At 70.1% G+C, this 20,604-nt stretch carries 17 protein-coding genes; 4 read left to right on the forward strand and 13 right to left on the reverse strand.

From position 1 onward, the window contains the following. The first annotated feature begins 277 nt into the window (after positions 1-277). Positions 278-1,255, forward strand: a complete 978-nt coding sequence (locus AB0I53_RS06175; RefSeq protein ID WP_358597766.1) for an LLM class flavin-dependent oxidoreductase — start codon at positions 278-280, stop codon at positions 1,253-1,255. 96 nt (positions 1,256-1,351) lie between these two features. On the opposite strand, the gene AB0I53_RS06180 is transcribed toward AB0I53_RS06175, so the two are convergent. The 6 genes from AB0I53_RS06180 to AB0I53_RS06205 all read right to left on the reverse strand — a co-directional run bounded on the left by AB0I53_RS06180 (position 1,352) and on the right by AB0I53_RS06205 (position 7,732). Further along, entirely contained in the window at positions 1,352-3,343 is a 1,992-nt protein-coding gene (locus AB0I53_RS06180) for an APC family permease (RefSeq protein WP_358597289.1), read from the reverse strand. A gap of 67 nt (positions 3,344-3,410) precedes the next feature. Beyond that, entirely contained in the window at positions 3,411-4,154 is a 744-nt protein-coding gene (locus tag AB0I53_RS06185; protein WP_358597292.1) for a methyltransferase domain-containing protein, read from the reverse strand. Positions 4,155-4,559: 405 nt separating this feature from the next. Then, entirely contained in the window at positions 4,560-5,162 is a 603-nt protein-coding gene (locus tag AB0I53_RS06190) for an NAD(P)H-dependent oxidoreductase (protein WP_358597295.1), read from the reverse strand. A gap of 10 nt (positions 5,163-5,172) precedes the next feature. Next, positions 5,173-5,955 (reverse strand): creatininase family protein, encoded by a 783-nt coding sequence (locus AB0I53_RS06195; RefSeq protein ID WP_358597298.1) that lies wholly within the window; start codon positions 5,953-5,955, stop codon positions 5,173-5,175. Further along, positions 5,952-6,362 (reverse strand): RidA family protein, encoded by a 411-nt coding sequence (locus tag AB0I53_RS06200; RefSeq protein ID WP_358597301.1) that lies wholly within the window; start codon positions 6,360-6,362, stop codon positions 5,952-5,954. Before AB0I53_RS06200 ends, AB0I53_RS06195 begins: the two co-directional genes overlap by 4 nt. Continuing rightward, entirely contained in the window at positions 6,359-7,732 is a 1,374-nt protein-coding gene (locus AB0I53_RS06205) for a cytosine permease (protein WP_358597304.1), read from the reverse strand. Before AB0I53_RS06205 ends, AB0I53_RS06200 begins: the two co-directional genes overlap by 4 nt. Positions 7,733-7,955: 223 nt before the next feature. Between AB0I53_RS06205 and AB0I53_RS06210 the strand changes: the two genes are divergently transcribed. Then, complete coding sequence (locus AB0I53_RS06210) at positions 7,956-9,134, forward strand: LLM class flavin-dependent oxidoreductase (RefSeq protein WP_358597307.1); 1,179 nt, start codon at positions 7,956-7,958, stop codon at positions 9,132-9,134. A 197-nt stretch (positions 9,135-9,331) separates the two neighbouring features. On the opposite strand, the gene ehuA is transcribed toward AB0I53_RS06210, so the two are convergent. The 4 genes from ehuA to ehuB are packed head-to-tail and all read right to left on the reverse strand — an operon-like array spanning position 9,332 to position 12,361. Continuing rightward, positions 9,332-10,090: an ectoine/hydroxyectoine ABC transporter ATP-binding protein EhuA gene (gene ehuA, locus AB0I53_RS06215; protein ID WP_358597769.1), complete on the reverse strand. Its 759-nt coding sequence runs from the start codon at positions 10,088-10,090 to the stop codon at positions 9,332-9,334. 13 nt (positions 10,091-10,103) lie between these two features. Further along, positions 10,104-10,760 carry an ectoine/hydroxyectoine ABC transporter permease subunit EhuD gene (ehuD, locus tag AB0I53_RS06220; RefSeq protein ID WP_358597310.1) on the reverse strand — a complete coding sequence of 219 codons (657 nt, stop codon included), beginning with the start codon at positions 10,758-10,760 and terminating at the stop codon, positions 10,104-10,106. Continuing rightward, positions 10,757-11,461, reverse strand: a complete 705-nt coding sequence (ehuC, locus tag AB0I53_RS06225; protein WP_358597313.1) for an ectoine/hydroxyectoine ABC transporter permease subunit EhuC — start codon at positions 11,459-11,461, stop codon at positions 10,757-10,759. Before ehuC ends, ehuD begins: the two co-directional genes overlap by 4 nt. Positions 11,462-11,479: 18 nt before the next feature. Continuing rightward, positions 11,480-12,361, reverse strand: coding sequence for an ectoine/hydroxyectoine ABC transporter substrate-binding protein EhuB (gene ehuB, locus AB0I53_RS06230; RefSeq protein ID WP_358597316.1), 882 nt, complete (start codon positions 12,359-12,361; stop codon positions 11,480-11,482). A 357-nt stretch (positions 12,362-12,718) separates the two neighbouring features. Between ehuB and AB0I53_RS06235 the strand changes: the two genes are divergently transcribed. Further along, complete coding sequence (locus AB0I53_RS06235) at positions 12,719-13,450, forward strand: hypothetical protein (protein ID WP_358597319.1); 732 nt, start codon at positions 12,719-12,721, stop codon at positions 13,448-13,450. Here the strand turns inward: AB0I53_RS06235 and AB0I53_RS06240 are convergent. Together AB0I53_RS06240 and AB0I53_RS06245 are read right to left on the reverse strand one after the other, a co-directional pair. Continuing rightward, positions 13,440-14,531: an acetate/propionate family kinase gene (locus AB0I53_RS06240; RefSeq protein WP_358597322.1), complete on the reverse strand. Its 1,092-nt coding sequence runs from the start codon at positions 14,529-14,531 to the stop codon at positions 13,440-13,442. The genes AB0I53_RS06235 and AB0I53_RS06240 overlap by 11 nt on opposite strands. Next, positions 14,528-16,945 (reverse strand): phosphoketolase family protein, encoded by a 2,418-nt coding sequence (locus AB0I53_RS06245; protein ID WP_358597324.1) that lies wholly within the window; start codon positions 16,943-16,945, stop codon positions 14,528-14,530. Before AB0I53_RS06245 ends, AB0I53_RS06240 begins: the two co-directional genes overlap by 4 nt. A 167-nt stretch (positions 16,946-17,112) precedes the next feature. Between AB0I53_RS06245 and AB0I53_RS06250 the strand changes: the two genes are divergently transcribed. Further along, positions 17,113-19,410, forward strand: coding sequence for a M20/M25/M40 family metallo-hydrolase (locus AB0I53_RS06250; RefSeq protein WP_358597326.1), 2,298 nt, complete (start codon positions 17,113-17,115; stop codon positions 19,408-19,410). A gap of 100 nt (positions 19,411-19,510) precedes the next feature. Here AB0I53_RS06250 and AB0I53_RS06255 read toward each other — a convergent pair whose 3' ends face one another. Continuing rightward, a complete protein-coding gene (locus AB0I53_RS06255; RefSeq protein WP_358597328.1) occupies positions 19,511-20,560 on the reverse strand; it encodes a Gfo/Idh/MocA family oxidoreductase in 1,050 nt (349 codons plus the stop codon). Positions 20,561-20,604: the final 44 nt, after the last annotated feature.

Raw genomic sequence — 20,604 nt, forward strand, 5'->3', positions numbered from 1 at the left:
TCAGCATCGGCCGGTACGGGGTTCAATGACATCGCGGGTTCTTGTGATCGCTGGCTTAGACAACCACTGCGATAACAAGAACCCGCCCTTGTCTGCGGCTACGACACGCCCTCACACGTGATCATCAGCCACATATCACAACCACACACAACCCCTTCCAAAACAGCCTCTATAGCAACCCAAAGTACTCACGGCCCCGGACCTGCAGGAACGTGGGCTCCGCCTCAGCCGGGGCTGGAATCTTGCGGCTTCGCGGGCGGTTTACACCGGTGTGACTTTGCGCCTTTCCGTGCTGGACCGCTCGCACACCATGCAGGGGCGGAGTCCGCAGCAGGCCCTGCAGGAGACCGTTCGCTTCGCCCAACAGGCCGAGGCCCTCGGTTACCACCGGTTCTGGGTGGCCGAGCACCACAGCGTGCCCGGCGTGGCCGGGTCCGCGCCGACCGTGCTCGCCGCCGCTATCGCCGCCGCGACCACCCGCATCCGGGTCGGCACCGGCGGCGTCATGCTGCCCAACCACCAGCCGCTGGTGGTGGCCGAGCAGTTCGGCGTGCTCGGCTCGCTGTTCCCGGATCGCGTCGACGTCGGACTGGGCCGCTCGGTGGGCTTCACCAGCGGTATCCGGCGCGCGCTGGGGCGCGACAAGGACGCGGCCGACCGGTTCGGCGAGCAGCTCATCGAGCTGCTGGGCTACCTGTCCGGGCAGCCGGGCAAGTTCCCCGGCGTGCACGCGGTCGCGGCCGAAGGGTTGCCGCTGCCGGTGTTCCTGCTCGCCACCGGCTCCGGGGCCGACACGGCCGCCGAGTTCGGGCTGCCGCTGGTGATCGCCGCGGCCCACGGTGATGACCGGATGATCGGCACCATCGACGCCTACCGAGAGCGCTTCCGCCCGTCGGCCTGGGCGGCGCGGCCGTACGTGGTCATCGCCCGGTCCGTCGCGGTCGCCGACACCGCGGAGCAGGCCCGGCGGCTGCTCGTGCCGGAGGCTTGGGCGACCGCCGCCTCCCGCATCCGCGGCGAGTTCCCGCCGCTGGAACCGCCGGAGCAGGTGTTGGCGCGCGAGATGTCCGAGCGCGAGCGCACCCAGTTCGAACGCGCGCTGCGGGGCCACGTCTTCGGCACCGCGGACGAGGTCGCCGTCGAGCTGAAGGAGCTCACCGCCCGCACCGGTGCCGACGAGCTCCTGGTGACCACTACGGCCTTCGATCCCGCCGACCGCCTCGACTCCTACCGCCGCCTCGCCGCCCTCGTCTGACCGAGTCGTCGCGCAGCCCGGAGAAGGCGCTTTCGCGCGAAATCGGCGCTGCCACGCCTGCCGGGTGGCGCTTTCACGCGAAAACGCCACCCGGACTCAGGTGGGCGGGGTGATGCCGCGACGGATGTGGCCGGGGATGTGGTGAACGCGGTCGACGTCCCGGCGGTGGCTGGAGTCGAGCTGCCACGGCACGCTCACCACCATCACGCCCGGCTCGAACCGCAGCCGCCAGGTCAGCCGCAGCGAGCTCTGGTTGTGCAGCAGGTTCTCCCACCAGTGGCCGACGACGTACTCCGGGATGTACACGCACACCAGGTCGCGCGGGCCCTCGCGGCGGATCCGCTTGATGTGGTCGATGACCGGCCGGGTGATCTCGCGGTAAGGCGACTCCACCACCTTCAGCGGCACACCGATTCCGCGCCGCTCCCACTCACTGCGCAGCAGGTGCGTGTCCGCGTCGTCGACGTTGACGGTGAGCGCGGTCAGCGTGTCCGGCCGGTTGGCCCGGGCGAACGCCAGCGCCCGCAGCGTCGGCTTGTGCAATGTGGACACCAGCACCACCGCGTGCACCCTGCTGGGCAAGATGATGCCGTCGAGCTCCGGTTCGAGCTCCCGGCGCACGTCTCGGTAGTGCCGGTGGATCGCCCGCATCAGGAAGTACAGCAGCGGGATCGCGATCACCACGAGGTAGGCGCCGTGGGTGAACTTCGTGATGAGCACGACGACCAGCACCGCCGCGGTCAGCACCGCGCCGACGGCGTTGACCAGCCGGGACCGGTGGTATCGCGCCCGGTGCGCGGCATCGCCGGTGGCGAGCAGGTGGTTCCAGTGCTTCACCATGCCGATCTGGCTCAGCGTGAACGCCGTGAACACGCCGATGATGTAGAGCTGGATCAGCCCCGTCACCGAGCCCTCGAACGCCGCGATGAGCGCGATCGCGACCAACCCGAGCAGCACGATGCCGTTGGAGTGTGCCAGCCGGTCGCCGCGGGTGTGCAGCTGGCGTGGCAGGTACCGGCGCTGCGCGAGCAGCGAGCCGAGCATCGGGAAGCCGTTGAAGGCGGTGTTCGCGGCGAGCAGCAGGATCAGCGTCGCGCCGGCCTGCACGACGTAGAACAGCACGCTGTTCACCCCGAACACGGCGCCCGCGATCTGCGCGATGACGGTGCGCTGCCCGGCGCTGTGGCAATCCGCCGGGAAGCCGATCAAGTCGCACGGATTGTTCGCGATCCGCACGCCCGAGATCATCGCCAGCGCGGTCACGCCGCTGAACAGGGCGATCGCCAGCGCGCCCATGATGATCATGGTGCGGCCGGCGTTGACGTCCTTCGGCCGCCGGAACGCGGGCACCCCGTTGGAGATCGCCTCCACGCCGGTCAGCGCCGTGCACCCGGAGGAGAAAGCCCGCAGCAGCAAGAAGATCAGGGCCAGCCCGGTGACGTCGACCTGCTCCGGCCGGATGTCCCAGCCGGCGCTCTCCGCGACCGGCGGATGCCCCGCCGCGGCCTGCCCGAGACCGACGAGAACGGTCAGGCCCATCGCCGCGACGAACAGGTAGGTGGGCACGGCGAACGCCCGGCCGGACTCGCGGAGTCCGCGCAGGTTCATCGCCATCAGCAGCACCACGACGACGACGGCGATCCACACCCGCTGCGGGTACAGCACCGGCACCGCCGACACCAGGTTGTCGACACCGGCCGCAACCGACACCGCCACCGTCATCACGTAGTCGACCACCAGCGCGGCGGCCACCACCAGGCTCGGCTTGCGGCCGAGGTTGCGCACCACGACCTCGTAGGACCCGCCGCCGCTGGGATAAGCGTGCACGACCTGCCAGTACGAAGCGACCACGACGGCGAGCAACACCACGACGGCCAGCGCCACCCACGGTGTCAGGTGCAGCAGAGCGAGCCCGCCGAGCGACAGGATCAGCAGGATTTCCTGCGTCGCATAGGTGACCGATGAGAGCGGGTCGCTGGCGAAGATCGGCAGCGCGAGCCGTTTCGGCAGCAGTGTCTCCCGCAGCCGGTCGCTGCGCACCGGACGCCCCAGCACCAGCCGCTTCAGCACGTGCAACGCCGAAGCCACCCCACCAGGCTAGGCGCGCACACCACCGAATGCGCTTCGCGCGACGGGCGCAACGGCGGCGGTCTTGTCAGCAGCGGCGCGCGATGGTGATGATCTCCGGGCTGTCGTCGCCCAACGGGCTGCGGTCCCAGTCCCCGAACTGCTCGGCCACCGTCAGGCCCGCGTCGGCGAGGAACGCCGACAACGCCTCCGGACCGAGGAATCTCAGCGTGCTCCAGCTCTGCCGCGGCCGGTCCCACCCGAGGCCGGTGTAGGTGTACGTGGCTGCGACGAGGTCGCCTTCCACCGGCATCTCGACCTCGCACTCGCAGCGCACCGCGGCGCCGGCCGAATCCACCACCTCGCCCGAGAACCGCAGGTGCCAGTCCTCCCATTCCCGCACGAGCGGGTTTCGGGTTTCGAACACGAAGCTGCCGCCGTCGGTGAGCGCCGCCGCGATCGTCGTGAGCGCGACGCGCAACTCGTCGTCACCTAGAAGCACCTGGAACGCATGGCCGGTCATCACCACCAGGTCGAACTCCTGGTCCCAGGCCGGTGCTGCGGCCAGGTCGGCGAGGATCCACTCGATGTCCGAGCGCGCCCGCGCCACCTCCAGCATCCCGGCTGCCGGGTCCAGGCCGCACAGCCGTCCCGGATGGCCGTTGTCCCGCGCGATGCCCAGCAGCGTGCCCGTCCCGCATCCCACGTCCAGCACGGACCGCGCGGACATCACCAGGGGCAGGTAGAACCCGAAGTCCGAACGTTCGTCCGACGGGCAGTAGAGGTCGTATAGAGCGGCAAGCCGGTGATCGGAGAACTGCACATCGACCATGGCCGTCAGCCTGCCAGAGCCCGGCGGAGCACGGCGACCGAATTTCCCACCGCCAGATGCTCACAGCCCGTGAGTACTTCGTGCTGCTATAGAGGCTGTTTTGGATGTGGTGACGTGCGGATGTGGTAACGCGGGCGTTTTGTATTTGAAGCGGCGCAGCCGCTTAGCCCACCCACGCAACCCGCACCGCCGCGGGTTCACGGTGCCCACCCCTCCGGGGTTCTCCCAGCGAGGACAGCCCCGACGTGGTGAATTGGCCATTCATGATGTCGGGGATCCCACAGCGAGAAGACCGCGGTGACTCCCGCAGGGGGCCGCCACCCGCACCGCCACGCAGGACGAGCCTGGAAACAGGCTCTATAGCGACACAAAGTACTCACGGGTCCTGGCCGAACCAGCGCTCGCCTAGCCGGCGAGGGGCAGGGCCGGGCGGCGGGCGAAGTCGACCACCTGGTGGGCCATCGTGCGCAGCTGGTCGGCGTACTGAGCCGTCGGATCGCCTTCTTCGGTGAAGCAGGGCTGCGCGGAGTTGATCGCCACGCCCAGCGGCGTCGGCCAGCCCCGGAGGGCGTGGGCGATCGCGCGGAGCTGACCCAGGGTCGCCGCCGGGGCCTGCCAGCCCGCCGCCGTCGAGATGCAGCCGACCGCCCGGCCGTCGAGGTACGGGCGGTCGTCGGCGCGGAGGTCCTCGACGTAGTCGAGGGCGTTCTTCACCAGCCCGGACAGCGCGCCGTGGTAGCCGGGCGAGGCGATGATGACCCCGTCCGCACGGCGCAACGCGGTCACCAGGTCGGCCGCCCGCGACGTCCGATCGCCCGAATCCGGTTGGTACATGGGCAGGTTGATCTCGTCGGCACCGAACAGCAGCGTCTCCGCGCCGTGCTCCCGCGCGGCGGTCAGCGCGAACCGCAGCGCCCGCTCGCTGCTCGATCCGGCGCGAGTCGTACCGCCCAGCCCGACGATCAGCGGAGCGGAGCCGTCGCGCACGAGCTTCTCGTTGTCCTGCATGGCGAACACCTCACTGGTAGTTGGCGAAGTCGAACCGGGACACCTCGGCCAGCTGGTCGCCCAGCACGTCGACGAGGGCCGTGAAACCGCGCTTGCCCGCATCCGGCGTCGCGCGCGTCGGATCGCCGAGGTAGCCGTCCGGGCCGAAGTCGTCGGAGAGCCAGCCGAACGCGACGCTGCCGCCGAACCGGACGTGCCGGTTGTCGTTCATGCCGCTCGGCACGCGCGTCCTGGCTGCGGACATGTCCACCAGCTCCGGCCGCAGGTGCAGCATCAGCGACGTCTCCATCGCGCCGCCGTGAATCCCCAGGCCCTGCTCGGTCTCGGCGAAGGACTCGTCCTTCTCGACCGGCACGAACGTGTTGGCGGCGAAGGTGAGCAGCCCGTGCCGGTGCCGGATGTCGCGCAACGCGGTCTGGATCTCCGAGATGTTGCCGCCGTGGCCGTTGACGAACACGATGCGCCGGAAGCCGGCCGCGGCCACCGACCGCCCGATGTCGTCGAGCACCGCGGCGAACGTGGCGGTGGACAGGGAAAGCGTGCCCGCCGCCCAGACGTGCTCGACGCTTCGGCCGTAGGACAGGGTCGGCAGCAACCACAGGTCGAGTTCCTCGCCCCGCTCTGACACCGCCGCCCGCGCTGCCGCCTCCGCGACCAGCGCGTCGGTGACCAGCGGCAGATGCGGCCCGTGCTGCTCGATCGCGCCGACCGGCACCACCGCGATCGACGACTCGCCGCACGCACCGGCGACGTCGGCGACGCTCAACTCGGCGAACTCGCGAGACGTGATCACGGCTTCTCCCCAATGTGTGCGACGGCCCGGATCTCCACCCGCATCTGCGGCGTGGCGAGCGCCGGGTAGATCAACAGCGAGGCGTACGAGCGCTCGTCGAGCAGCGCCGGCGCGTGCTCCGCGAGCCATTCGTCGCGGGCCTTCATGTATTCGGCCCGCTCGGCGGGATCGGCGACGAACTGGTCCAGTTGCACGATGTCCGCCGGCTCGGCGCCGGCATCCGCCAGCAGCACCCGGATCCGGTCCAGCGTGATCCTCGTCTGCTCGGCGACGCCGTCGACCGGCGCACCGCTGTCGTCGGTCGCCCCGTCGATGCCGCTGAGGAACACGAAACCGCCTGCCGCGGCGCCCCTTCCCCACGGCTGCACGGCGTCCCCGTAGGACAGTGGGCCCAAACCACGTTTCACTTCGACTCCCGGACTCGTTTGATGAGGTAGTACGCGACGGCCGCGACGACCCCGCCTACCCAGTACGTGATGTCTCCCAGCTGCGGGAACGCGGCCGCCAGCGGGCCGGTGTAGAGGCTCTGGCTCATGAACGGCACGGATGCGACCACGCCGATGGCGAAGGCCGTCAGCCCCGGCCCGATCCGCCGCGACCGGTCGTAGAACGTGGCCACGTCGACGCCGTCCCGCCGGTACACCAGGAAGTCCACCAGCGTGACGCCGAGCCACGGGCCGATCCAGTAGCCGACCACGAACAGGAAGTTCTGGAAGTTGCCGAAGGCCTCGCCCTCGACGTGCCCGGCCCACCAGCCGAGCGCGGTGCCGAGCACGCCGGTCAGCAGCGCGGAAACCCAGCGGCGCAACGGGATGTCGGCCATCAGCAGGGCCAGCGAGCCGGAGTAGATGTCCAGCACGCTGCCCGCGATCGTCGACGCCAGCAGCGCGATCAGCGCGACGATCGCCAGGCCCGACGGGATCAGCTGCGTCACCAGGTCGGTCGGGCTGTCCGGGAAGATGACGGTGCCGATCGCCGCGCCGAGCAGGTGCATCCACAGCCCCGCGATCGCCGCGCCGAGGAACGCCGACCAGCCCAGGCGCGCCCGGCTGGTGTCGCGCGGCAGGTAGCGCGTGTAGTCGGATGCGCCGATCGCCCAGCCGAAGGTGCGCGAGGAGCTGACCGCCACGGTCATCAGCAGCGCCCCGGTCAGCGTCTTCTCGCCGGGATCGCCGATCGCGCCGACGTCGCCGCGCGCGATGCCGTACCAGGTGATGAGCACGAACAGCACCGCCATCACGCCGAGCAGCATCCGCTCGATGCGGTGCACGAAGTCGTGCCCGATGATGGCGATGACGATCTCCACCACCGCGACGGCGATCAGCGCCCACAGGAACGGGATTCCGAAGAGCTGCCGGACGATGTAGGCGCCGAGCACGGTGTTCACCGCGAAGTAGCCGAATCCGGTCAGGAACAGCAGGAACACCGGCAGGAAGTTGCCGAAGTAGCCGAACGGGCCGCGCGACTGGACCATCTGCGGGGCGCCGGCCTGCGGGCCCATGGTGGCCGCCACGCCCAGCAGCAGGCTGCCGATCAGCGTGCCGACGACCAGCGCCAGCGCGGCCTGCGCGAAGCTCAGGCCGAGGAACGCGGTCGGGATGGCGCCCACCACGAGCGCCGAGTACTGCAGGTTTCCCGCGAACCACAGGGTGAACGCGGACAGCGGCGAACCGTGCCGCTCGTCGTCGCGGACCGCTTCGACGCCCTTGTGCTCGACCCCGCCGCGGGGCGGTCGGCCGGCCACGGCGGGTGCGGCTTGGGCAGCGTCTTCGACCATGGGGTCCTCCTTGGGACGCACCGATGGGTTGGCGTTCGCCTGGTGACGGCGGAGCCGGATGTTGATGTGGCGAACATTCACCGGGGATCGTGAGCCGCCGACGGCTTCGGAGTCAAGAGTCGAAACGGGACTTGACGCGACGGAAATCCGGAGGAAACTGATCCGCAGGCAATGTTGATACTACTTACATTTGCTCGTCAGCGGCCCGGAGAAGCCGGGCAGGATGGAGGTACCCGTGCGGTACGGCGTGTTCTTCTTCGGCTCGGTGGAGATGCCCGACGTGCTGGCGGGGAACCCGCTGCCGGCCGGTCAGCGCCGCGCCACCCGGCAGCAGGTGTGGGATGCCACCGAGCACCTGATCGACATGGGCGTGCGCGCGGAAGATCTCGGCTACGACAGCTACTGGCTGGCCGAACACCACTTCCAGCACGAGGGCTACGAGATCGTGCCCAACTCCCTGATGCTGCAGTCGAACCTGGTCGCCCGCACGCAGCGCATCCAGGTCGGCGCGATGTTCAACATCGTCCCGCAGTGGCACCCGCTGCGGCTGGCCGAGGACTTCAGCACGCTGCTCAACCTCTCCGGCGGCCGCGCGGTGCTCGGCGTCGGGCGCGGCACGGTGCCACGGGAGCTGCGCAGCCTCGGCCTGCACCAGGCGGACATGGGCTACCTGGAATCCGAGGAGAAGAGCAAGGCCATCGACGCGCACAACCGCGAGGTCTTCGCCGAGTACATGGAGGTCGTGCGCACCGCGCTGACCAACGAAACGTTCTCCTACAAGGGCAAGTTCTTCGAGCTGCCGCCGCCGGACACCAACGGCCCGGACGGCTCGGTGGACACCCTCACACTACTGCCCGGCCCACTGCACCCGGTGGAGATCTGGCAGGCCGTGACCAGCCCGCCCACCCTCGGCTACGCCGCCGAGGTCGGCCACGGCTGCGTCTGGTGGAACCAGTACCACGGCTTCGTGCGCGACCAGTGGGAACGTTACGCGGAGCTCTACCAGCAGCACCACGACGTCGGACTTTCCAGCGGCGCCAAGCGAATCCTCGTGCTGCCGGTGCACATCGCCGACGACCACGAGACGGCGTGGCGGATCGGCGGCGCGGGCCACGACGAGTTCTGGAACCTGCTGGCACCGTTCGGCTGGAGCCGCGGCTACCGGGGCGAGGACGGCAAGCCCGCCAAGCCGGGCCTGGTGCCGACGCTGGAGCAGTCCACCGACCAGAAGATGTGGGCGATCGGCACGCCCGAGGAAGTCGCGGAAACCGTCCAGTTCCACAAGGATTCGCTAGGCCTGGAACACCTGGTGATCTTCCCCCACTTCCCGGGCCACACCTACGCGATGGCGGCCGAACAGATGCAGCGCTTCCGGGAGCAGGTCGTCCCCCTCCTCCGCTGACCCCGTCACTCGGGGACGGCGCAATTTCACGAGAAATCGCGCCGTCCCCGGGTGACAGAACCCGCGACGCTCCGTCACGACCGGGCGCCGCGCCGTGGGGCGCCGTGGGGCGGTGCCAATTTCGCGAGAAATTGACCGTCACCCGGGTGAACGTCAAATTCTCGCGAAATTGCGCCAGCCCACCCGGGCGGGTGAGGTCACTTGCGTTCGAGGACCGCTTTGAGGAAACGCTGGGTCCTCTCGTGCTGGGGGTTCTCGAAGATCGTCGAGGGTGGGCCGGATTCGATCACGGCTCCCGAGTCGAACATCAGCACCCGGTCCGAGATCTCCTGCGCGAAGCGCATTTCGTGGGTCACCAGCAGCATCGTCATGGCGGTGGTGTGGGCGAGGTCCCGGATGACGGCGAGGACCTCGCCGATGAGCTCCGGATCCAGGGCCGAGGTGACCTCGTCGAAGAGCATCACCTTGGGGCGCATCGCCAACGCCCTGGCGATCGCCACGCGTTGCTGCTGGCCGCCGGAGAGCTGGCCCGGCTTGTGCCGGAGGTGCTTGTCCAGCCCGACCATCTGCAGCAGGTCGACCGCGCGCTGCACGGCCTCCTCGCGCGGCATGCCCAGCACCCGGATCGGCGAGAGCGTGACGTTGTTCAGGACCGTCATGTGCGGGAACAGGTTGAAGTGCTGGAAGACCATGCCGATCTTGCGCCGCACCGCCGCCTGCTGTCGCGTGTCCGCCGCGCCCGCGCCGCCGCGGCAGTCCCACAGCGGCTCGCCGTCGACCTCGACGAGGCCGCCGTCCGGCTGCTCAAGCGTCATGAGCAGCCGCAGGATGGTGGTCTTCCCGGAGCCGCTCGGCCCGATGATGGAGACCTTCTCCCCCGCCGCCACGTCGAGGTCGAGTTCGCGCAGCACGTGGTTGTCGCCGAACGACTTCCCCACGCCCGAGAACGAGATCATCGGCTGGGCGTTCTCACCGCGGATGCGCAAGGCGCAGCTCCAATCGTTTGATCAGCTTCGCGGCCGGCAGGCTCACCGCCAGGAACAGCAGGCCCGCGATGGTCAGCGGCTCCAGGTAGCGGTAGCTGCCGGACCCGATCGACGTCGCGTGGCTGAGCAGCTCGAAAACCGTGATGGCGGACAGGATCGCCGAGTCCTTGAACATCTGTACCACGTAGTTGCCCAGCGCCGGCACGACATCGCGCACGGCCTGTGGGAGCACCACGAACCGCCAGCGCTGCAAGGCGGAGAGGCTCAGCGCCGTGGACGCCTCCCACTGCCCGGCCGGCACGCTCTGGATCCCGGCGCGGTAGACCTCGGCGGTGTAGGCGCTGTAGTTGATGCCGATGACGATGATGCCGGTGGCCAGCGGCGAGAACTGCACGCCGAAGTTCGGCAGCACGTAGAAGGCGAAATACGCCTGCACCAGCAGCGGAGTGCCCCGCACGAACAGTACGAAGAAGCCGAAAACCCTGCCCAGCACCGGAATCCTCGAGTACCGGACGACGGCGACCACGAGCCCGAGCACCAGCGCGATCGCCGTGCCGACGAGCGTGACCTGAACGGTCACCCACAGTCCGTCCAAAAGGGACGGAACGATGCTCGCGGCGAAGGCCCAGTCCCAGATCATGAGCCGACCACCCCACCCGGCCGGAACACGCGTTGCAGCAGCGTGGGCCGCAGCTCGGGCCGCGCCGGGTCCATCCGGCGTTCGAGCCGGCCCATCACGATCGACAGCGCGTACGCCGCGACGAAGTACAGCACCAGGATGGTGCCGAAGACCGCGGCGGTGGCGCCGGTGGTCGCCCGCACCATCTGAGCCCGGAAGGTCAGGTCCGCGACGGTCACCAGGGACACCAGCGAGGTGTTCTTCAGCAGGTCGACGAAGACGTTGCCGAACGGCGGGATCATCGCCGGGATCGCCTGCGGCAGGATCACGTACCGCAGCCGCTGGTAGGGCGTCAGGCTCAGCGCGATCGCGCCTTCGCGCTGCCCGCGCGGCAGCGCCGTGATGGCGCCGCGCACGATCTCCGCGCCGTAGGCGCCCTCGTTGAGCCCGAGCGCCAGCACCGCCGCGGCGAACGGCACCAGCTGGACCCCGAAGAACGGCAGGGCGAAGAACAGCCAGAACAGCTGGACCAGCATCGACGTGCCGCGGAAGATCTCGATGAACACCCCGGCCGGCCAGCGCAGCCAGCGCCGCCGCGACATGCGGCACAGGCCGGCCGCGAACGCGACCAGCACGGTGATCACCACGCCCACCACGGTCAGCGCGAGCGTGATCAGCAGCCCGTTGAGCAGCAGCGGCAAGAACGGCAGGATCTGCGACATCCGCTCAGCGCTCCCGGGTCAGCCGGCGACGGCGCAGAGCTGATCGCGAGTGACGCCCCGGGCCGCATCCGCCGAAAAGCCCCACCGCGAAAGGATCTCGTCGAACTCGGGACTGGCCTTCAGCGCGCGCAGCTGCTCGTCGTAGGCGTTGACCAGTTCCTGGTCGGTCTTGCGGAAACCGGCGCCCGAGCCGGTCTGCTGCACGTCCTGGATCGCCGGGGTGATGTCGATGCCGTCGGCCTTCAGCGAGTTCAGCGACAACGTCGGGAGGAAGAACGCGTCGGCCCGACCGGCCAGCACCGCCTCGATTCCGCTGCGGCCGTCGGGAATGTTGACGATCTGGGCGGCCGGAACGTTCTGCGTCTTCAGCGCGCCGTCCTCGAAACCGCCTGGCAGCACGGCGACTTTCACCGCCGGATCGGCCTTGACGGAGGCGACGCTGGTGAGGTTCTTCGGGTTTCCCGCGGGCACCGCGAACGACTCGGTCGACACGATTTCCGGCTCGGAGTAGAGGATCTGGCCGCACCGCGACTGCTTCATGAACAGCCCGGCGGCGATGATGTCCCACCGGTTCGCGTTGAGGCCGGGAATCATCGCCTCGTACGGCGTGACGACGCCCTCGATGTTCGGGATGCCCATCCGCTTCAGCACGGCGGCGACCACGTCCGGCTCCGCGCCGGTGACCGTGCCGTCCGGCTTGATCTGCGTGTACGGCGGCTCGTTGGCGATGGCGATGCGGGCGGATCCCTGCTTCTTGATCTGGTCCAATGTGGATCCCGGCTGTCCGGTGCCGGGCTGGGTGAAGCTGCATCCGGCGAGGAAACCGGCCGCCGGCAGGGCCAGGGCCGCCGCCGCACCGCCGCGGAGCAACTGTCGTCGGGAGAATTCGGAACTGCGCATCGGCTCACGCCTCCCTCGCGAGCATCACCCATTCGAGTGACGCGTTGGGGAGAGACGCTAGGTCGCCCGATTGACCCTGTCAATGAACGGATTGTTGACAATGCGTAACTCTCGGATTCGACCGCTCGGCGGTACGAAACCTCGCAAGATGCCGAACCACCAGCGCAAACGCACCAAGGAACGGCCGCCGAACCGGGCACCGACCGCCCCGGCGCGGCGTTCGCGTTGCGCCGATCCGGCGAACTTCCGCTCGCGGCCCGGAGTTGGACAGCCGTCCACAGTGTCCTTGATTCGCAATGCGAAGCAGTCCGAAAGGTCCGGGTATTCTGTGATCTCCCGGACGACCAGGAGCGCATCATGACGACCCAGCCCTGCTCGCCGGCCGTGCTGCTCGGGCGGCTGCGGGAGTGCGACCGGCTGCTCCCGCGGCCGGGCACCATCCGCTCCCCCACCCTGCCGACGGTTCCCTGGGCGGAGTTCTGCGATCCGGCTGGGCCGTGGCTGGCGCGCTGCGTCGAGGAATGGCAGGAGCGCGGCGGCTTCCGGCACCGCAGGGCGGGAATCGTACTGGTCGCGTTCCGCTTCGGCTGGCTCGCCTGCTGCGCCACGGTGCCGGAGCACCACCTCGGAGCGCCACTGCCCGCACTGGACGACCTGCGCGTCGCAGTCACGGCCGAAGGCCGCCTCTCCGGGCTCCGCCCGACCGGCGACCAGCTCGACGAGAGCAGCCCGCAGCAGTGGTGGGATCAGCTCAGCCGCGCGTTCGAACCGCTGGCCGAAGCCCTGCATGCGCTCGGCGGCCCAGTGCCGGAAAGCCACGAGTACTGGGGAAATCCGGTCGGTTCCATCGGCACGGTGCTCTGGCGGCTGCAACGCGCGGGAATGCCGGGCGACGCGATCGCCACGGCCCGCGAACTCCGCGCGGCGACGGGACGCGAGCGCCTGCTGGACATCGACGAGCGGCGAGACACCTGGCCCCGCCGAACCACCTGCTGCCAGTGGTGGCGAAAGCCGGGCAACGGCTACTGCGAGGAGTGCGTCCTCTGGAACTCCGCCTCCCGCAAGCCGAGCAGCGCGGTCACCAGCTGACCGTTGCCGCCGCGCGGGTTTGGCGGGCGATCTCCAGGTCCTCGCGGGCCTGCACCACCACCGTGCGCACCGCCGCGCCGGGCGCGGTGATGTCGGCGTCTGCCGACGCCTCCGCGTTCAGCCCCGGATCCGCTGCCGCGCCGGCGAATGCCAGCGCTTCGCAGACCGCCGCCCGCACCGGCGGCTGGTGCTCCCCGATCCCGCCGGTGAACACAAGCAGATCCAACCCGCCGAGCACCGCGACCATCGCTCCGGCGTGCCGGACCAGGCTGTGCCGGTACACGTCGAAGGCCAGCGCCGCGTCCGCATCTCCGCGCTCGCGGGCCGCCAGCACGTCGCGCAGGTCGCCGGAGACGCCGGAGAGGCCGGCCAACCCGGAACGCGTCGCCAGCACTTCGAACAACTCTTGCGGCGCAACGCTTTTCGTGGTCATCAGCCAGCCGAGCAGGCCCGGATCGACCGTGCCGCTGCGGGTGTTCATGACCAGGCCCTCCTCCGGGGTGAAGCCCATCGTCGTGTCCACGCACCGCCCGTCGCGCACCGCCGCCATCGAGGCCCCGGCACCGAGGTGGCAGCACAGCACCCGCCCCTCCCGCGGCGGCAACCCCGCCAGCTCCGCACCGCGAACCACGGCGTAGGAGTGCGACAAGCCGTGGAAACCGTAGCGGCGCAACGACCATTGCCGGTTCCACTCCCGGGGCAGCGCGTAAGTGGCCGCTGCCGCCGGAAGCCCGGCGTGGAACGCGGTGTCCACGCACGCCACCGATGGCGTGCCCGGCGCGGCGGTGCGAGCGGCGCGCAGTCCGGCGATCGCGCGCGGCTGGTGCAGCGGCGCGAGCTCGGTCAGCGAATCCAGATAGGCCAGCACCTCGTCGTCGACCACGGTCGCCGCGACGACCCGGGTTCCGCCGTGCACCACGCGGTGCCCGACGGCAGCCGCGCCGTGCTCGTCAAGGAACCGGCGGATCGGCTCCGGCCCGCCCTCCCAGCGCTCCAGTGCCTCCTCGGCGACCGGCTCGTCGCCGTCCAGCAGCCCGAGCTTCAGACTGCTGGAGCCCGCGTTCACGGTCAGCACCCTCATCGCGCCGACCAGGCCCAGTCGCGGATCTCCGGCATGTCCTCGCCGTGCGTCGACACGTAGTTGCGGTGCTCGATCAGCTTGTCCTTCAACGCTTCTCGCGCGTAGGCCGCGCGCGGGCCCAGCTGCGGCACCCGGTCGATCACGTCGATGGCCAGGTTGAACCGGTCGATCTGGTTGAGCACGCACATGTCGAACGGCGTGGTCGTGGTGCCCTCCTCCTTGTAGCCGCGGGCGTGGATGTTGTCGTGGTTGTGCCGGCGGTAGGTCAGCCGGTGGATCAGCCAGGGATAGCCGTGGAAGTTGAAGATCACCGGCCGGTCGCGGGTGAACAGGCTGTCGAACTCGGCGTCGGACAACCCGTGCGGATGCTCGCGCTCGTCCTGCAGCCGCATCAGGTCCACCACGTTGATCACCCGGATGCGCAGGTCCGGGAAGCGCTCGCGGAGCAGGTCGACGGCGGCCAGCGTCTCCATCGTCGGAACGTCCCCGGCGCACGCCATCACCACGTCCGGCTCGCCGTCCTGATCGCTGCTCGCCCAGTCCCAGATCCCGATTCCCTTGGTGCAGTGCACGATCGCCGCGTCCATGTCCAGGTATTGCGGCGCGGGCTGCTTGCCGGCCACCACCACGTTGATGTAGTTCCGGCTGCGCAGGCAGTGATCGGCCACCGACAGCAGCGTGTTCGCGTCCGGCGGCAGGTAGACCCGCACCACCTCCGCCTTCTTGTTCATCACGTGGTCGATGAATCCCGGGTCCTGGTGCGAGAAACCGTTGTGGTCCTGCCGCCAGACGTGCGAGGTCAGCAGGTAGTTCAGCGATGCGATCGGCGGCCGCCAGGCGAGCCCTCCGCTGACCTTCAGCCACTTGGCGTGCTGGTTGACCATCGAGTCCACGATGTGCGCGAAGGCCTCGTAGCAGGAGAAGAACCCGTGCCGGCCGGTGAGCAGGTAGCCCTCCAGCCAGCCCTGGCAGGTGTGCTCGGAGAGGATCTCCATCACCCGGCCGTCGGGGGCCAGCGCGTCGTCGCCCGGCTCGGTCTCCGCGTCCCAGGCGCGCGACGTGGCCTCCAGGATCGCGTTGAGGCGGTTGGAGTTGTTCTCGTCGGGCGAGAAGACCCGGAAGTTGCGTTCGCCGTCGTTCAGGCGCATCACGTCGCGCAGGAAGCCGCCCAGCACCCGGGTGGCTTCGCCGGTGGTGGCGCCGGGCTCGTCGACCCGCACCGCGTAGTCCCGGAAGTCGGGCATCCGCAGCGCGCGCAGCAGGATCCCGCCGTTGGCGTGCGGGTTGTCGCTCATCCGCCGGGTGCCCACCGGGTTGTGGTCCTTGATCCGCTGCACCGGCGCACCACTGCTCTCGAACAGCGCGGCGGGCTCGTAGCTGCGCAGCCAGGATTCGAGTTGGCGCAGGTGCTGCTCGTCGTTGCGCGGATCGCTGATCGGCACCTGGTGCGACCGCCAGGTGCCCTCCACTCGCTTTCCGTCCACAGTGGCTGGACCGGTCCAGCCCTTCGGGGTACGCAGCACGATCATCGGCCAACGCGGCCGCTGCACCCGGCCGTCCCGGCGGACCCGGCGCCGGATCGCGGCGATCTCGTCCAGGCACCGGTCCAGCGTCGCGGCGAACAGGTGGTGCATCGGCTCCGGCACCGAACCGGACACCAGGTACGGCTCGTAGCCGAAACCGCGCAGCATGCTGAACAGCTCCTCGTCCGGGATGCGCGCCGGCACCGTCGGATTGGCGATCTTGTAGCCGTTGAGGTGCAGGATCGGCAGCACCGCGCCGTCGGTCGCCGGGTCCAGGAACTTGTTGGAATGCCAGCTGGTGGCCAGCGGCCCGGTCTCGGCCTCGCCGTCACCGATCACGCACGCCACGATCAGGTCGGGATTGTCGAAGGCGGCGCCGAAGGCGTGCGAGAGCGAGTACCCGAGCTCGCCGCCCTCGTGGATCGAACCGGGCGTCTCCGGCGCGACGTGGCTGGGGATGCCGCCGGGGAAGGAGAACTGGGTGACCAGGCGGCGCAGGCCCTCGTAGTCCTGCGCGACGTCCGGGTAGACCTCGCTGTAGGTGCCCTCCAGCCACGCGGCCGCGACCAGCCCCGGCCCGCCGTGCCCCGGCCCGATCACGTACATCATGTCCAGGTCGCGGGCCCGGATCGCCCGGTTGAGGTGGGCGTAGACGAAGTTCAGGCCCGGCGTGGTGCCCCAGTGCCCGAGCAGCCGCGGCTTGACGTGCTCGGGGCGCAGCGGCTCCCGCAGCAGCGGGTTGTCCATCAGGTAGATCTGCCCGACGGACAGGTAGTTCGCCGCCCGCCACCAGAGCTGCAGGCCGTCGAGTTCCGACGCGTCCAGGTGATCGGACACGGCGGGCGTGGTGGTCCAGGTGGCCCCGGTCGCGGTGCTGGTCTCGCTGCTCATCCCGGCTCCTCAAGCTCGACACCCGCCAACCAGCGTGGGCGGCACCCGCCGGTTCGCAACTCGGCCGCGCTGGACCAGCACGAACCGGGTACCTGCGGAAAACCGCAGTCGATGAATGCTGTGCACCGCATTCCGGGGCGCGCCGCGGCGCCATAGCTTTGCGCATCGTGACTGGAAAGTTGATCAACACGCGGTTCCGGGCCGCGGCCGGGGTCGCGAGCGCGCTCGCCGTGCTCGTGGTGCTCGCGTTGTCCGTACTGGGCGACGCGAGCACCCAGCAGCCCGTCCCAGCCTCCGCACCCGCCGGCGAGTTCAGCGCCGAGCGCGCTGTCTCCGAGCTCGGCAGATTCGCCACCGAGCCCCGTCCGATGGGCAGCCCGGCGAGCGACCGGGCCAGGGATCACCTCGTCGCCCGGCTGCGCGCGGAAGGCCTGCAGGTGCAGGTCCAGCACTCGGTGGGGGCGCGCTCGGCCACCGGGCTGGCGACGTTCGGCCGGGTGGACAACGTGGTGGCGACGCTGCCCGGCAACGCGTCCACGGGATCGGTCCTGCTCGCCGCCCACTACGACTCGGCGGCCGTCGGCCCCGGGGCGTCGGACGACGGTTCCTCGGTCGCGGCGATGCTGGAGACCGTCCGGGCGCTGCGGGCAGAGGGGCCGCTGCGCAACGACCTCGTGCTGGTGATCACCGACGGCGAGGAAGACGGCGTGCTCGGCGCGAACGCGTTCGTCCGGGAACACCCGCTCGCCCGTCGAGGCGGCGTGGTCCTCAACTGGGAAGCACGGGGCGTCGACGGCCCGTCGCTGATGTTCGAGACGTCGAAGGACAACGCGCGTCTGGTCGAAACGTTCACCACCGCGGTCGCACACCCGCGCGGCGACTCCTCGATGGTCGCGATGTACCGGCTGCTGCCGAACAACACCGATTTCACCGCCTTCACCCAGGCCGGTTTCACCGGCCTCAATTCCGCCTACATCGAAGGCTCGTCCCGCTACCACACCGCCGGCGACACGATCGCGAACCTGGAACCCGGCAGCCTCCAGCACCAGGGCGAGAACATGCTCGCCCTGGCCCGCGCCTTCGGCGGTGCCGATCTCGCCGGGCTGCGTTCGGACCACGACCTGATCTACTTCCGCGCGCTCGGCATGACGATCACCTACCCCGGCACGCTGGTCTGGCCGTTAGCCGGACTCGCCGCGTTGTTGCTGGTGGGCGCGGTGGTGCTGGCGCGGTACCGACGGCTGGTCTCGCTGCCGAGGGTGTTGTTGAGCGCGTTGTCCGCGCTGCTGCCGATCGGCGCGTCGGTCGTGCTCGCGCAGGCGCTGTGGTCGCTGATGGTGGCGGTGCGCCCCGGCTACGACCTGATGGGCGGTCTGGTGCACCGGCCGCTGATCTTCCAGCTCGCCATCGTCGCGCTCACCGGATTCGCGCTGCTCTGCTGGTACCTGCCGCTGCGCAACCGACTCGGCCGGGCGGCGCTCGCGCTCGGCGGCCTGGCCTGGCCGACGGCCTTGGGCATGGTGTGCGCGGCGTTCGCGCCGGGAGCGTCGTTCGTGTTCACCGTTCCGGCGCTGGCGGGAGCTCTCGGCGTGCTCGTCGCGTTGGTGTTCCCGAGGTGGGCGCTCGTTGCGGTCTCCGCCGGTGCCGTGGTGTCCGCGATGGTGCTGCCTGCCGTCGCGCGCAACGTCTTCCAGGGCGTGGGCTTGGCCCTCGGCGGTGCCGGCGCGCTGCTGACCGTCCTGTTCGGACTGGTGCTGCCGCCGATCGGCGAGCTGTTCTTCCCCGATCGCGCACTGCGCCGTCGAACCGTCGCAGTCGTCCTGCTGTCGGCATTCGCAGTCGCCTGCGCCTCGGTGGGTGGCGGTCTTGCCGCGGACGGATTCGACGCGCAGCACCCTCGCCGCTCCCACCTCGCCTACGTGCTGGACGCGGACGCGAACTCCGCGAGCTGGGTCAGCGCCGAGGACGAGCCGACCGACTGGACCAGGCAGTTCGTGGGCACCCGCAACACCGACCGGCTCCCGGCCGGATACGCGCGTGGTGACCTGTGGACCGGCCCGGCACAACCACTCGACGCCGACGGGCCACGCGTGACCGGATCCCGCGCCGGAGACACCGTGACCCTGCACGTGTCCTCCAGCCGCGGCGCGGCGGACCTGGTGCTGCGCGTGGACCAGCCGATCACCGACGTCACGGCTCGTGCCCCCGGCAGCGCCCCGGTGTCGCTCCAGGTGTCCGGCACTCGCGCCGGAACGTGGCCCGGCGAGATCCGCTTCCGCGCTCTGCCACCGGAAGGCGCGGAGATCACCTTCCGCGCTCGCGGGAACCAGGTCCGGGTGACGGCGATCGACGAAACCCACGGCCTCGCCGCGGCCCCCGGCTTCCGCCCGAGGCCACCGGACGTCGAGGCGGGCACCCGTGAAGACGGCGACCGCATCGCGATCGCCCGCACCTACCGGTTCTGACCAACGTGGACGATCGTTTCGCCCGGTGACCACCCGTGTGTACTTTGTGCTGCCATGGCAGCACAAAGTACACACGGCACCTGCTCGACCGACCGATCTGCTACAGCAGCCGGTCGACGGTGACTTCGGCGGCGGAGCGGCGGGCCGCCGCGATGACGTCCAGCGCCGCCACCGCGTCGGCCGGGTCCACCGGCGGCGGCGCGCCGTCGCGCAGCGCCGCGACGACTCCGTCGTAGAACGCCAGGTAGTCGCCCGCTTCGCTGGGCACCCGGCGGACGTCGTCGCCGACGCCCAGGACGCCCCACATCGCCTCCGGCTCCCGGCCCCAGGTGTCGTCGACGGGCAGGCGGCCGGCGCGCAGCTCGGCCTCCTGAGGGTCCAGGCCGTACTTCGTGAAGGTGGCGGCGTCGCCGAGCACCCGGAAGCGCGGGCCATGCTGCGCCGCGACCTTGCTCATCCACAGGTGCGAGCGCACCCCGTTGGCGTGGGTGAGCGCGATGAACGAATCGTCATCGGCCCGCACCCCTTCGCGCCGGCAGTCGATCTCGGCGTAGACCGCCGCGACCGGGCCGAACAGCTGGAGGGCCTGGTCGATCAGGTGGCTGCCCAGGTCGTAGAGGATGCCCGCGACGTCCTCGACGCCGCCGGAGTCCCGCCAGGTCGGCTTCGGCGTCGGCGACCACCGCTCGAACCGCGACTCGAAGCGGTGCACCCGGCCCAGCTCCCCGTCGTCCAGCAGCCTGCGCACCGTGCGCATGTCGTTGTCCCACCGGCGGTTCTGGAAAACCGTCAGCAGCTGCCCCTTGGCCGCGGCGTGCTCGATCAGCTGCCGCCCCTCGACCGAGGTCGGCGTGAACGGCTTGTCCACCACGACGGGCAGGCCCGCGTCCAGCGCGGCGGTGGCCAGCTCGACGTGGGTGCGGTTGGGGCTGGCGATCACCACCAGGTCCAGTTCGCGCGCCAGCAGCGCGTCCATGTCGTCGACGACGGCGGCGTCGGGATGCTCGGCGCGCACCTGCCGCTGCCGCTCCGGGTTGGCGGTGACGACCGCCGCCAGTCGCAGCGACGGGTGGGCGGCGATCAGCGGCGCGTGGAAGATCGCGCCACCGACGCCGTATCCGGCAAGTCCGACTCGCAGTTCAGAACCCATGTCCCCATTAGACCTAATGGCCGAGCCCGCCGCGCCGGGTGCGG

It is taken from the genome of Saccharopolyspora sp. NPDC050389 (genome assembly GCF_040655595.1).
Lineage (GTDB): Bacteria > Actinomycetota > Actinomycetes > Mycobacteriales > Pseudonocardiaceae > Saccharopolyspora.